Source organism: Micromonospora sp. CCTCC AA 2012012, assembly GCF_040499845.1.
Classification (GTDB): domain Bacteria; phylum Actinomycetota; class Actinomycetes; order Mycobacteriales; family Micromonosporaceae; genus Micromonospora; species Micromonospora mangrovi.
On sequence record NZ_CP159342.1, the window covers coordinates 914,474 to 927,115 of the forward strand.

Here is a 12,642-nt window from a genome sequence, read left to right on the forward strand (position 1 = left end):
GCACGGCTCGGTTACTTGATCACCACTGTGCTCTACACACGGTTGTTCGTCCGAAGTGGTCTCGGGCGCTACGCGCCTCGCCATCATCGCTAATTCGTCAGACAAGGCGTCAGCGGATCATCGTCAGACGCGGCACCCCGCACGGCTCCGGCCTGGCATCCGCCGCTTGGTGCAGCACAGCGCCCCACGATGACGACACTCGTGAGGCGACGGCCGGTCGCCGTTGCGACAGTGGCGTCGTCCCCTAGCTACACTACGCAGCACTGCCATCAGCACTCCATGGAGGTGAACAGTGCCTGAGGCTCCCATCCGCGGCGACGGCTTCACCGTTCAGGGGCTGTTCAGTACCTTTCAGTTCCGGCTGGACTCGTTTCAGCGGGAGTACAGCTGGGGCCGCCAGGATGTTAAGGCATTGATCGACGATCTGTCGGGCCACTTCATCCGGCAGTGGTCACCGGGGCAAGAGCGCCGGGATGTCCGGCTCTTCGAGCCGTACTTCCTGGGCCCATTTGTCTACTATCGCGACGATGAGTTCGCCGCGCTTGTGGACGGACAGCAGCGGATCACGACTCTGCATCTGCTTCTGGTGCATTTGCGTCGGCTCGCTGCCGAGGCTGATCGCCGGGAGTATGGCAACGATATAGCGGCCCTTGATCCGCTCATCGCTGGAACGTCCTATGGGGAGCGAGCGTACGCCATCGACGAGCCTGAGAGGGTTCCGCTGCTGGAGTCCCTCCTCGACGGCACGCTTTTCAGCGTTTCGGCCGAAGCCAGCCCGTCTGTGACCAACCTGTATGAGCGCAGTCAGGAGATCGACGAGCTGTTGCCGGAGACTGTCCGCGATGAGGCGCTGCCGCTATTCATCCACTGGCTTCTCAATCGGGTATGCCTAGTCGGTATCGACGCCGTCAACCGCCGTCAGGGTTGGGCGATCTTCGAGACGATGAACGACCGCGGTGTGCAGCTGGGTCCCGCCGACCTGCTCAAGAGCTTCCTCTTGCGGCGGGCCGACAACGTGCACAACCGGGCACGGCTCGGCGAGACCTGGCGCTCGATGCTGACGAGGCTGCATGCTGTCGGCACCCAGGCTACAACGCGGTTCCTCCAGGCTCTTCTCGTGGGGAAGTACGCGATCGACCAATCCGACGTGACCGACATTGCTATTTCCTTCCACGGCTGGGTCCAGTTGAACGCCGAAAAGCGGCTTGGCCTCATGCATCCTTCGGAATTCGCGCGCTTCATTGAGCGCGACCTCCCGGCCTTCTCCCGTCGCTTCGCAACTCTCGCCGCCGCCTCCAGGCGGCCCGATCAGGGTCTTGATCCGGTGTTCTACAACGCGGTCAACGAGATTGACCAGATGCCCTTCCTGCTGGCGACGCTTGGACCCGACGATACCGATGCGCAATTCCGGGACAAGGCTCGGCTTGTGGCGGCGTTCCTGGATCTAACCTACGTGCAACGGTTGATCAACAATGGGGACGACCGCCCAGACGCGGCGTTGCCTGAGTTTTTGGACCTGCTCCGTGATCTACGCGGCTGTCGCGACATCGAACAGATCAAGAAGCTGCTCGGCGACCGAACGGCAGGCCTCGACACGTCGTTCTCAGTGGTACGGCAGTACGGGCTCCGGCCAGATAACCGGGCGCAGGTCAGGTATCTGTTGGCTCGGATGACCGCGTTCGTGGAGTTGGAAAGTGGACGCCCGGACCAGATTGCCCGGTACCTGGAGAAGTCCGAACCGTATGAGATCGAGCACATTTGGGCGAACAAATTTGAGAGGTATCAGGCGGAAGTTAAGACGGAGGACAAGTTTCGGCTTCAGCGCAATCGTCTAGGGGCGCTCCTGCTGCTCCAGAAGTCGCACAATGCGAGCTATCAGGCTGCGCCGTATGAGGAAAAGGTCGAGTGGTACCGCGGGCAGAACCACCTTGCCGCGTCTCTGCACAAGGTCAACCATCAACGCAACAGGCCGTTCACCGACGGCGTCGTCAAAAAGTATGGCCTGGAGAAGCTTTTCCGATCGTTCGACAAGTTTGACATGAGCGCCATCGAGACACGACAGCTTCTCTACCAGCGGCTGTGCGAGCTGATCTGGGATCCACAACGGCTGGGCTTCGTCGTGCCGCCGAAGGCTTCGTTGCCCGAGCGGGCCACCGCCCGGGCGGTGGCCCACCGGACCCGCGCTCACTATGGTGCGATCACCGTCGCCCGCTTGGTCGGGGCGGAGGCGCTCAGCGTGGGCGAGGAGTTGACCCTGGTCTACAAGCAAGTTCGCCACACCGCTCGAATCAGTCTGGGTGGCCAGATTGAGCTGGCCACTGGCGAGCGGTTTGATTCGCCCTCGCCAGCAGGCACGGCCGTGACCGGTAAGCGGACGATGAACGGCTGGAGCTACTGGAAGGTCGACCGGGCCGGCAAGGCAGTTACCTTGTTCGACGTGCGTTCAGACGCTCTCGAGCGCGGCCTCCTCGAAACAGAGGAGCGGCATCCCGAGCAACCAAGCTCCACCGGTCTTTTCTGAACTTGGTCGTAACTTGAAGCCACGACCCGTACGTCGCTTCGCGGTCGGCGCGCGCATCGTGACGATCCAGCTCCGCCAAGGTGCGTCGGCGTCAAGCTGAGCGACCCGCTGGGCCACCGACAGCAGCGCCGGCCACCCCCATCGGCATACCTCATCAACCCCGCCTACGCCCATGCCCGTCAAGATCACGCCGACACGCAGAACCGTAGAGGACAGATCTGGCTGTTCAACATCTGTAGGGATCTCCTAGGGTGAGCTGGTCTTTGACGGTCCAGCAGGCGTCCTGGACATCGGTCGGTCACCTGTCACGAGGCGTCATCGGCGCGGCCGTGCCGCCTCAGCCACGCCCGCACCGTACCCATGAGCCGAGGGCCTTTGCCCACCACAGCACCCCCGGGATCCTGATGTTGCCGACCTGGAGCCGTTGACCCAACGGCACTGGCCGAGCGATGCCGGTCGGGGCCATCGTGAGAACGGTCCTTAGCCCACTCAATCCGGTTGCGCCGGATCCAGTAGTGCGATCGGCACGGGTAGTTCCAGTTGCCCACCGAAGGGTGCAGCGTCACGGACACCCCGTCGAAGGTGAGGCTCCACCCCTCCCTGCTGATCGGGGTGACGATCTCACTGCTGCAGCCGCACGGGCACAGGTGCAGCGCTGTGGCGTAGCGGATCGAGACGTACAGCACGCCGTCGTCGAGGACGTCGGGGGCCGAGTCGACGAAGCGGTGCTCGATGTTGGTCCGTCGGGTCATGTCTGGTCATCACCGACCAGGCAGTTGGTGGTGATCGTGTAGACGCTGTGGTGCTCGTGCTCGATATCGGCGTAGAAGCCGCACCACTTTTTCCACCTGATCACCGCGTAGGTGGCGTTCAAGGCGTTGAGCTCGGCGATCTGGATGTTGGTGCCGTAGTCGTCGTCGCCGTCGTCCTCGAACGGGATCCGCCGCTGGTCCCAGATGTGGTCCCGCTTCTGCGGGGTGCTCGTGGTGGTCCGCAGGTGCCCGGCGATCATGTCATCGACGGTGTAGAGGCCCATGCCGACGTCGACGAACGCGACCCCGGCCGCCTCCATCGCCTTGATCAGGTACTGCTTGGGTTCGCCCTGGTCCATGCAGAGGAACACGAACGACATCGACTGCAACTCGTCGGCGTTCGTCTCGTGGAGAAAGTAGGGGTGGGCGACGATGCCGCGGCGCATCGCGCCGTACATTTCGGCGTAGTGGTAAACCTTCTTGGGCCGCTGCCGCAGCTGATCGAGCGAGGGCGCGCCGGGGGCCCGGAAGGCGTTGTGCTGCAACAAATCGTCACCGTCGAACAGGTGGATCTCCCGAACTGGCGCCTTGGCGATTAGGTCCAGCACGTAGGAGCCGCTGCCGCCGAGCCCGACGACCGCAACCCGGGGCAGGGCCAGCTTCGCGTTGATGGCCGCGATCCCGGCGCGGCTGCTGGCCGTGTCGAGGTAGCGGAAGACCGACTCCGACGCGTCGGTCTCCACGACCCGGAACGTTCGGGCGGTCACCGACGGGTCGACCGCGGCCGCGTGCGTGGCCAGGAGGGCCACGTAGGTCGTGATCTTCGCGTAGTAGTCCGGGTAGCCGGCGTCGGGCTTGTTGGAGAACATGAAGTTCACCGTCAGCCCTGGGATGATCTGCTCCTGGACCGGGCTGTGGATCACCTTGCTGAGCGGCTGTCCGTTCGCGTCGCAGGGCTGCTCGCCGGCGAAGTGGACCACGTGGGTCTCCGGTGTGATCGTGGTGTCGCCGGCGAGGCTGAGCTTGGACACCAGGGTGCCGAGCTTGACCTCCCGCTGCGCGTTCAGGTACGGGACGTGGGCGACCACGAGGTGACCGTGCTCGACGGTCACCTCGTAGCCCTCGTCACGCAACCGGCGCAGGTCGGCGCTACGAGCGACGAGTGCGAGTGACATCGAAAGCGGTTCCGTCCTTGATGGTGACCGTGCCGCCCTCGCTGAGGTTGCCGTCACGCTGTGGTGCCACCGCGCGGTGGTAGGTGACCGTGAAGACCACCTCGGTGTCATGGGCGCCCGGGAACGCGAGGGCGACGACCTGGGCGAAGGTGAGCTCGCGGTCGTCGACGGTCTTCTGGCGGGTGTTGATGATGATCGTGTAGCGGCGCTGGACCCGCTGGTCCTGGTCCGCGATGCCGATGTCCGACATCATGTCCTCCTTGATGGTCTGGTGTGTCCAGGCGCCGGTGGTCCCGGCGTCCTGCTTCCGCCGATGCCTGACGGCGAACCGTCCCCGGCTGTCCGATCCCGAAAGACCGCGGAGGATGTGTCGATGATCACATTCGTCCGGACGACGGTTCGACCGGCTGGTCGCAGGGCGCGCGTCCCGAGGTGGCGGTGGGTGCCGACCCGTTCATTCCGGAGTGTCGGCGGGACCGAACGCGCCCGTGCCGGTGGCGAGGGGGGCGAGCGCGCAGCACGGTCCGTATGCTGTACGTCGCCGTTCGCCGGTTCCAGCCGAGCGGTAGGTAGGAGTAGCCCACGATGACGTGGCCCGGCCAGAGGGTGTGGCGGCCGCCTGTCGGCCTGGTCGCGGTGCTACCCCGCGACTACTACAACCCGCGCGACCCGCACGCCCGCAGACCGACGGTGGTCGTGCGGGTCCTGCCCGCGGACCGCGCGTGCCTGGTCGTGACCCGGACCAGCGACACCATGGTCGCGCACTCCAAGGACATCTGGCACGACAAAGATCCAGAGCTGCTCTGCGACCGCCAGGGCTGGTGGCAGCCCCGGCGTGTCCACCGGGTCGACTTCGGTGCCTACGACGACGAGGACACCAAACCACACGTGATCATGAGCGGGGATCTTCTCGACCGCATCCTCGCCGCCTACCAGGAGTTTTCATGAGCGCATGGGAGGAGTTGCAGCGCGACGGCGTCTTCGGCACCGAGGCGACCGCCGAGCTGTACCGGTGCGTCCGCGCGGTCGCCCGGGCCGGCAACTTCCCGCCGCCGACCGGTTACCACCAGTGGACCTTGGACGCGATCGAGGAGACCGCGCACGAAGTGTTCGCCGATGCGAAGGGCCCACAGCGTCTGGTCGAACTCGCGGTGAAGGCGCACGACGACACGAGCTTCCGCCGGCTGCTGGAGCAGGTCGTCCGCAACTTCCTGCGGGATCGGGCCCGGGCCACGACCAAGGGCCGGCTGATCCGGCGGCTGCGGGAGGTCCTAGACGGTGATTCCCGGTTCCGGTTCGTTCCCGATGGGCGGCCCGGCGCCGGCCGCAACGTGGAACTGGCCGACGGGACCACACCCGGAGTCTGGAACGGCCGACTCACCGACCTAGTCACCGCGGCCTACAAGGTGACCGACGTGACGATCGTGCGGTGGCGGCCTGATGCCCGCCGGGAGTCGCCGGTGGCCGACGCTGACAGCTTAGCCAACGTCTGCGAGGCGACGCTGCGGGCTGCAGGAGCGTCGCTCGCGCTGGCGGACCTAGCCGACGTGGTCGCCGCCCGGTTCGCCGTCGGGCCGACCCCGGTGGTGACTCCGGTCGACGACATCGACCCCTGGTTGCCCGGCGTCGACACCATCGAACTGGCCCAGGCCGAGGCCGAGATCCGCGCCGGCGCCGATCGGCTGCTCGCCCAGCTCACCAAGCGGGAGCAGTTAGTGCTCGCCTACCTGGACCAGCCTGTCCGGCAGATCGCCGATCGCACCGGCCTGGGCAAAAGCGTCGCCGCGCAGGTTGCCGCCAGGGTCAAGGAGATCGCCGGTCAGATACTCGGCGCCGAACCGCGTCGCGAGGACATGCTGAGCCTGGCGCAGTCGCTGGCCACCCCGCGTCCGCATGACGAGCATTAGCATCTCGGCGAAATCGGACGCACATCACCATGGCGCAAAGAAGCGCCGGCCGCGGCCGGACAGACCACGACGGTGCGCCGTTTCAACTACGTACACAGGTCAGATGGAGAAGGCATGAGAGTGCGGGAGATGACCTGCGGGAGGGTAGAGGCATGGTGACCCATCAGCCCATTCGCTCACGACTGCGGCGGACCGTCGCCAGCCCGACTGGTGTACGGCGATGACCGGCATTCCGTCGAACGACCACGGCCCGGTGTGGCACGTCTTCGCCGACGCCGACTTGAATCCTCCGGTGGCAGTCGCCGGAGGGCACCTGCTCGATGCAGATCTGGAAACATCTGGGCAGGGCGACCGCAAGCACTTGGCCGAATGCGGCTGGTGCCAGCAGCGCCAGCAGGCTGCACGGCGGCACGGTGAGGACCTCGATGACGAGGCGTTCCTGCGCGCGGCACGGCAGCGTGCTCTCGCTGGCGGTGCGGCCGCCCTAGCGTCGGTCACCCGGCTGTCCCCCGAGGTGCACGCCCTGACCGTCGACACCGGCGTCCGGAAGGACGTCATGGTGGGCCAGTTGTGGCGGCTGCGGTGGCAGGACGTCACCGAACTTGCGTTGGTCGTCGACGTCGATCGCTGGTGGGTGACTGTCGCTCCGGTCACCACCGATGTGAGCGCCGCCGATGAGTTCAGCCTCATCCTGCCCACGACCGCCAGCGTGCTGAATACGGAATTCGCGGTCTGCTTCAGCCTGGAAAGCACGGTTCCGCTGTTCGTGTTCGATCGCGAGATCACACCGGCGAGCCGTCCGATGCTCGATGAGGCGAAAGCCGCCGCCCAAATTCCCCCACCCGAGACCATCCGGGACGTGTGGCGGGCATGGCGCCGCGGCGTCGCCGGCCCCGCCCATCTGACCTATGGCACCTCGGTCGACGAGGCAGACCTGGATCGGCGCGAGCTGCGCAACGCCGTCGCCGCCGGATTCACCCAGCTCGCTAGCGCCGCCGCCTGCGTCCCGGGTGACCCGGTCGGGGACGTAGTGCCCCTGCTGCAACAGGTCAAGAGCCTGCGCCTGCCGCCGGACCAGCTCACCGCACGCTCCGGCCTCGACATGAACGTCTTCCTGAGGATCAAGAAAGGCGGCCGCGTCACCCGCAGCGAAGCAGCACAGCTGGCACAGCTGCTCAATACCGACACCCGCACCGTTCTGGACGCGAACCCACCGTTCGACGACGCATTGATCGCCGAGGTCAGCCGGCCCACACATCGCGCGTCCCTGCGGTTGCTGGCCGGGACACACAGCTCCGAAGACGAACAACGCTGGGAGATGGCCGAGACGGTGGCACCACAGGCTGCGCGGGCCGTCAGCACGGCGAAACCGTCCGACAGCGGTGCCGGACGCACCGACTGGGCGGCGAAGGTGTCGGTCTATCTTCAGCAGCGCCTTACCGCGCTCGGTGGCTCCCTTTCGGACCGGCCATGACACGTACCAAACAAGCCCTGATCGATGAACTGGTGCCGGCGATGCTGGCACACCTGGCCAGCCTCGGCGTCGACGGCCGCAAATTGGCCGCCGACCCGGCCGCAGTAATCGTGACCATCGACGGCATTGTCCTGGACTGGGTCGAGCCCGCCGCACTCGGCAGCGGCTGCTCGGTCGCGGCGCTCTACAGCGGAGGGGAAACCCCGCCACGAATTGCGGTGTTGCGCGACACGTCGGAAGGCCGGCGCAACTTCTCCTTAATACACGAGTTCGGCCACCACCTATGTCCGAGCGTGACAGCGGTCGCTGCCGCCCTGTGGGAGCTTCCTGACGGCGAAGAAGGACCGTTCGAGGAAGACCTGGTCGACGCATTCGCCGCAGCAGTCCTACTGCCCACCGACATTGTCAGCCGGATCTTTGCTGACGGTGTCACCGCGGCGTCGGTGATCCGCCTGTGGCAGAGCACGACAGCATCGCGGGAGGCGTGCTGCGTCGCCGCCGCACACCGCCTGCCCGCACCGGGCTACGTCATGCTGGTCGAGCCGAACAGCCGTAGCCAGTTCGCCGCCCGCCACGGCGACGTCCTGCCGATCGCCCGCGGCAGTGTCCAGTCCGCCACCCGGCTGCAATCCGCGGTGCGCGGCGGTACCGCCCGAGGCGTCGACCGGCCGACCTTCCGCAGCGGCGTCGCCGGCCCGCAGATGTACCTCGACGCCCAGGGGACCGATGGTTACACCATCGCCGTGTGGGTCACCGACTCACCGGACTGGCCCTCCCTGACCGCGCCTCTGGCCACCGGCCCGGTCGGCCACGACGGGCACTGCGCGGACTGCGGCGAGGACTTCACGTCGTGGAAGAGGCCCTGCGGTACGTGCGGCGAACCGTTGTGTCCGCAGTGTGGGGCCTGCGAATGCGCGGCCGGAGGCCAGCGCCCCATCGCCAACCGGCTGTGTACGAGCTGCTTCCTCTCCCTGCCGCTAACGGCCTTCCTCGGCGACTCGACCACCTGCAACCAGCACTAAGTGCGTCGGCCAGCGGCGGCCGCCGACCAGCGGGCGGCGTCCGGGCCGCGCGTATTCACGTAGCAGCTTGGGGGTGCGCGATTTCTGGGATCGAGTACCGCTGGCTGGTGGCCCCACGGAGCTGATGGCCGAGGGGCTGCTCCACCTCGACCTGCCCGAGGACGTGGCAGGCTTCTTCCCTAACGGCCGGCCAATGAGCGACGGAACCGGCGCCCGGAACTCGAGCTACGGATTCGGCGTGCGTTTCTGACCTGGGGGTACGGCGCGCCCCCGCTACCCACACCGGGCGGCACTGCCTCGTCAGCCAGCGCTACCCGCAGCGGCGAATGCGAAGACGATGGAGGTGAAAAAGTTGCTGCTGTGCGCTGCCACGAGCGGCTGACGGCAGGAAGCTCAGCAGGTGGCGGCGCTCAGTACCGTTCGACCCGATGGTGTACCAATAATTGTCATTATGGATGAGCCGACGCGACGACCTCCTTTGGGCACGTCGGTTTGGGTTAGCGTGGCCGCGAGGCGCTGGCCTCCAAGTTGGCGTCGGGACCGCCGGTACGAGTACGGACACTTGATGATCCGAGGTGACACACCAGGGCGGGCAGGAGCTGGGAGCACGTCTTCGCCGCGATGCGTGTGCTCGGGCAGCGTTCCGGTGATGAGCGAGGAGATGTTCTCTGCTGTGCGCCGTGACAGCACTTCGTCGAGGTGCAGACGCAGGGTCCGGCCGACACGACCGAGGTCACCCAGAAGCTTCGTTAGCACCGTTGTTTTGGGCGACAAGTTGCCGGACGGTGCTTGCGTGGGGGTCTCCGAGTGGATCGAGGATCTGGAGTGCCTGCTGCCAGCTGCGCTGCGCGTCGTCGTGTTGGCCGGTGGCGTAGAAGGTGTCGCCGAGGGCGGCGAGGGTGAGTCCTTCGCAGCGTCGGTCGTCGAATCTGCGGAAGAGTTTCAAGGCCAGCTGGTGCTGGTTGAGAGCCTCGTTGTGTTGGCCGGTCTGCTGGTAGGCCAGGCCGAGGGGGTAGGAGGCCCAGGCGACGCTCCATTGGTCGTTGATGCCGTCGAGGATGGCAACTGCTTGCTGGTAGTGGGCGATGGCGGTGTCGAGTTGTCCGCGGGCGCGGTGGCAGTTGCCGAGGCTGAGCAGGGACATGCCTTCGCCTCGGGTGATGCCGTGGTGACGGAACACCTCCCAGGCCTGACCGTACAGGTTGAGGGCTTCGTCTATGTGGCCGAGTTCTTCGTGGATGAGGCCCTGGCCTCGGAGGCTGAAGCCTTCAACCCAGTGGTCGTTGACGTCGCGGCTGGCGTTGGCGCCTTGGCGGTAGCAGTCCAGGGCGGTTTCGCGTTGTTCCATTCGCCAGTAGGCATCGCCGAGGCAGCGGAGGTTGGCGGCTTCGCCGAGGCGTGATTTGGCGGTCCGGGCGGCGCGTAGGCCGGTGAGGTGGATGTCGCGCCAGTCGGCCCAGTACGACTTGAGTTCGAAGAAGCCGTCGCTGACGACGGGTAGCTGCCAGGCGATGTCGTGGTCGCCCAGCTCGTCTGCTTGGCGGATGGTGTCGAGGAGGTTGAGTCGTTCCCGCTCGAACCATGCCATCGCCTCGGCCACCGTGCTGGGTGGGGTGAGTGGTACGACGGGTCCGGCCGGGGGAAGGGCGATGGCGTGGGAGTAGGGGAGTATGAGCTTGCGGCCTTCCTCTGCCATCCACAGGTACCAGGTGTAGACGCGGCGTCGTGATTGGTGTTGTTGTTCGGGGGTCTCTTCGGCTTGCGCGCGTTCGAGGGCGTAGGCGCGCAGGAGGTCGTGGAACAGGTATTGGTCGCGGGCGGGGTTCTACACGAGGTGCGCTGCGGTGAGTTGGTCGAGGAGGTTACGGGCGCGGGGGATGCTGACGCCGGCGATGGCTGCCGCGGCGGCGGCAGAGATGTCGGAGCCGGCGTGCAGCCCGAGGCGGCGGAAGAACCGCGCCGTGTCCCCGGGCAATGCCTGGTAGGACCAGGAGAACACGGCTCGGACGTCGGAGAGTTCGTCATCGTCGACGGTGAGGGCGTCGAGTTGATGGTCGACGAGCGCGAGGTCGGCAACGAAGTCGGCGAGGGTGGCGTAGGGGGTGCTGGCGATGCGTTCCCCGATGATCCGCAGGGCGAGCGGGAGGTAGGCGCATCGTCGGGCGAGTTCGGCGGCGGCCTGTGGTTCGGCGCTGACGCGGTCTCCGCCGATGCTGTCGCGCAGCAGCGTGATCGCTTCGTCGGGGGACAGGACGTCCAGGGTCATGCGTGACGCTCCTTCCCGCGCGACGAGGCCGGACAGCCGGCTGCGGCTGGTGATGATCGCCATGCAGGTCGGTGTGGCGGGCAGCAGCGGCCGAACCTGGCTGACGGTGGACACATTGTCCACCACGACCAGTACACGCTTGCCGGTCAGGACGGATCGGTAGAGGGCGGCGCGTCCCTCGGTGTCGGTCGGGATCTGCTCGGCCGGCACGTGCAGGGCGCGCAGGAATGTGTCCAGCGCCTGTCCGACGTCCAAGGCCGGTCCGGGCCCGTAGCCGCGCATGTCGACGTAGAGATCGCCGTCGGCGAACCATCGCCGGACCCGGTGAGCCAGTGCACGGCCAACGCTGTCTTGCCCACGCCGGGGGCGCCCGCGATGGCCGCGACGGCCATTGGCGGGCCGCCCGTAGCCGTGGCGTCATCGTGGGCGGGCAGTGCCGCGTCAAGTCGGGTGAGGGTCTGCTCGCGGTTGACGAAGCGGGTCGCGTCGAGGGGCAGCTGACGAGGCGGGGGAGAAGGCGGTCCCGCGCGCCCGAACAGGTTGATGCCGCCGTGCACCGTTCCGGCTTGAACGACAGCTTCGGCATCGCCGGACGACTCGTTGTGCGTGGTGGGCACGCTGCCTCCTCCCCGACGAGCGGCGGATCTATGGAGAGCTGGGCTGGAGCTGGCCTGCGTACGTCCGGTAGGGGATTGACGCCGAGACGGCGGCGTCACGCCAGAGGTTGGCCTGCACGATCTTCTCCGGCTCGCTGATCAACTCGCCGGAGACGAACCGTCCCTCCTCGTCGTAGTGCATCGCCACGAGCTGCGAGGAGTCGAACAACCAGTAGTCGTAGTGCGGCAACGCGGCCGGCCAATCATCGCCGGAGACCGCGATGAGACGGACGTCCTCGCCCGCCTCGACCGTGTGCTCGTAAGCCCAGCCGCATTCGAACCGGACGTAATCCGACAGCGGCTCGGCGACGACATGGACCCGGTGCATCCGCTTGCCCGCTGACACCGCTGCCCGCACCGTGTCGCACCAGGCGGCGATTCCGGGAAACTCCCCACGGGCCTCGCCCGCCAGGAACCGGGCGAACTCATCCTGCTCGTACGACACGTCATAGCGCTGAAGCGTCTCCAACCGGTAGGCCGTGTACCGGAAGTCGCGGAACAGTTGGTTGAACTCGGCGTCATCCAGCGACGTGAACGATCGGGTCAACCCTCGCTCACCGCTGCCCGGACTCGCGGTAGCGCTCGATCGCACCGAGCACCACCTCGGCAGAGATCCGCACCGCACCCTCACCGGGAAGAACGTTCTCCAACTCGCCGAAGGTGTCGCCGTCGACCAAGTGCCCCTGGACGACCAGCTCGCCACTGTCGGCGAGGTAGACCGTCGGGCAGCCGTTGCCACCGGACCCAGGGTCCTTGTAGAGCTTGGTCAACTTCACCGCGACCTCCTTCGAATCAGACGGCCAGCAAGTGCCGCCAGTGAGGACAGTAGTGCGTAGAGTAGCGGCCGAACAAGTTAATATCGTCTATCC

The 12,642-nt window shown here is 66.5% G+C and carries 13 protein-coding genes; 6 read left to right on the forward strand and 7 right to left on the reverse strand.

All coding sequences use genetic code 11. The features are described from left to right. Positions 1–292 precede the first annotated feature (292 nt). Complete coding sequence (locus ABUL08_RS04225) at positions 293–2,521, forward strand: GmrSD restriction endonuclease domain-containing protein (RefSeq protein WP_350934696.1); 2,229 nt, start codon at positions 293–295, stop codon at positions 2,519–2,521. 305 nt (positions 2,522–2,826) lie between these two features. Here the strand turns inward: ABUL08_RS04225 and ABUL08_RS04230 are convergent, their stop codons facing one another. The 3 genes from ABUL08_RS04230 to ABUL08_RS04240 are packed head-to-tail and all read right to left on the reverse strand — an operon-like array spanning position 2,827 to position 4,698. Then, positions 2,827–3,273, reverse strand: a complete 447-nt coding sequence (locus tag ABUL08_RS04230) for a DUF6527 family protein (RefSeq protein ID WP_350934697.1) — start codon at positions 3,271–3,273, stop codon at positions 2,827–2,829. Further along, positions 3,270–4,448 (reverse strand): ThiF family adenylyltransferase, encoded by a 1,179-nt coding sequence (locus tag ABUL08_RS04235; RefSeq protein WP_350934699.1) that lies wholly within the window; start codon positions 4,446–4,448, stop codon positions 3,270–3,272. Before ABUL08_RS04235 ends, ABUL08_RS04230 begins: the two co-directional genes overlap by 4 nt. Beyond that, positions 4,423–4,698 carry a multiubiquitin domain-containing protein gene (locus tag ABUL08_RS04240; protein ID WP_350934701.1) on the reverse strand — a complete coding sequence of 92 codons (276 nt, stop codon included), beginning with the start codon at positions 4,696–4,698 and terminating at the stop codon, positions 4,423–4,425. Before ABUL08_RS04240 ends, ABUL08_RS04235 begins: the two co-directional genes overlap by 26 nt. Before the next feature lie 335 nt (positions 4,699–5,033). Here ABUL08_RS04240 and ABUL08_RS04245 point away from each other — a divergent pair, with 335 nt between their 5' ends. From ABUL08_RS04245 to ABUL08_RS04265, 5 genes are all read left to right on the forward strand, one after another. Beyond that, positions 5,034–5,396, forward strand: a complete 363-nt coding sequence (locus ABUL08_RS04245; RefSeq protein ID WP_350934704.1) for a hypothetical protein — start codon at positions 5,034–5,036, stop codon at positions 5,394–5,396. Further along, the gene (locus ABUL08_RS04250) at positions 5,393–6,355 is read left to right on the forward strand and encodes a hypothetical protein (RefSeq protein WP_350934706.1); all 963 of its coding nucleotides are present in this window, start codon (positions 5,393–5,395) and stop codon (positions 6,353–6,355) included. The genes ABUL08_RS04245 and ABUL08_RS04250 overlap by 4 nt, the downstream gene beginning before the upstream one ends. 220 nt (positions 6,356–6,575) lie before the next feature. After that, positions 6,576–7,829: a hypothetical protein gene (locus ABUL08_RS04255; protein ID WP_350934707.1), complete on the forward strand. Its 1,254-nt coding sequence runs from the start codon at positions 6,576–6,578 to the stop codon at positions 7,827–7,829. Next, positions 7,826–8,851, forward strand: coding sequence for an ImmA/IrrE family metallo-endopeptidase (locus ABUL08_RS04260; RefSeq protein WP_350934709.1), 1,026 nt, complete (start codon positions 7,826–7,828; stop codon positions 8,849–8,851). The genes ABUL08_RS04255 and ABUL08_RS04260 overlap by 4 nt, the downstream gene beginning before the upstream one ends. A gap of 73 nt (positions 8,852–8,924) precedes the next feature. Continuing rightward, positions 8,925–9,101, forward strand: coding sequence for a hypothetical protein (locus ABUL08_RS04265; RefSeq protein WP_350934711.1), 177 nt, complete (start codon positions 8,925–8,927; stop codon positions 9,099–9,101). A 483-nt stretch (positions 9,102–9,584) separates the two neighbouring features. Here ABUL08_RS04265 and ABUL08_RS04270 read toward each other — a convergent pair whose 3' ends face one another. The 4 genes from ABUL08_RS04270 to ABUL08_RS04285 form a co-directional block, all read right to left on the reverse strand. Beyond that, positions 9,585–10,439 (reverse strand): tetratricopeptide repeat protein, encoded by an 855-nt coding sequence (locus tag ABUL08_RS04270; protein ID WP_350934714.1) that lies wholly within the window; start codon positions 10,437–10,439, stop codon positions 9,585–9,587. Between the two features lie 237 nt (positions 10,440–10,676). Continuing rightward, complete coding sequence (locus ABUL08_RS04275; protein WP_350934716.1) at positions 10,677–11,372, reverse strand: NB-ARC domain-containing protein; 696 nt, start codon at positions 11,370–11,372, stop codon at positions 10,677–10,679. Between the two features lie 390 nt (positions 11,373–11,762). After that, positions 11,763–12,320 carry a DUF6879 family protein gene (locus ABUL08_RS04280; protein WP_350934717.1) on the reverse strand — a complete coding sequence of 186 codons (558 nt, stop codon included), beginning with the start codon at positions 12,318–12,320 and terminating at the stop codon, positions 11,763–11,765. A 7-nt stretch (positions 12,321–12,327) separates the two neighbouring features. Further along, positions 12,328–12,549 (reverse strand): hypothetical protein, encoded by a 222-nt coding sequence (locus tag ABUL08_RS04285; protein ID WP_334615858.1) that lies wholly within the window; start codon positions 12,547–12,549, stop codon positions 12,328–12,330. Positions 12,550–12,642: the final 93 nt, after the last annotated feature.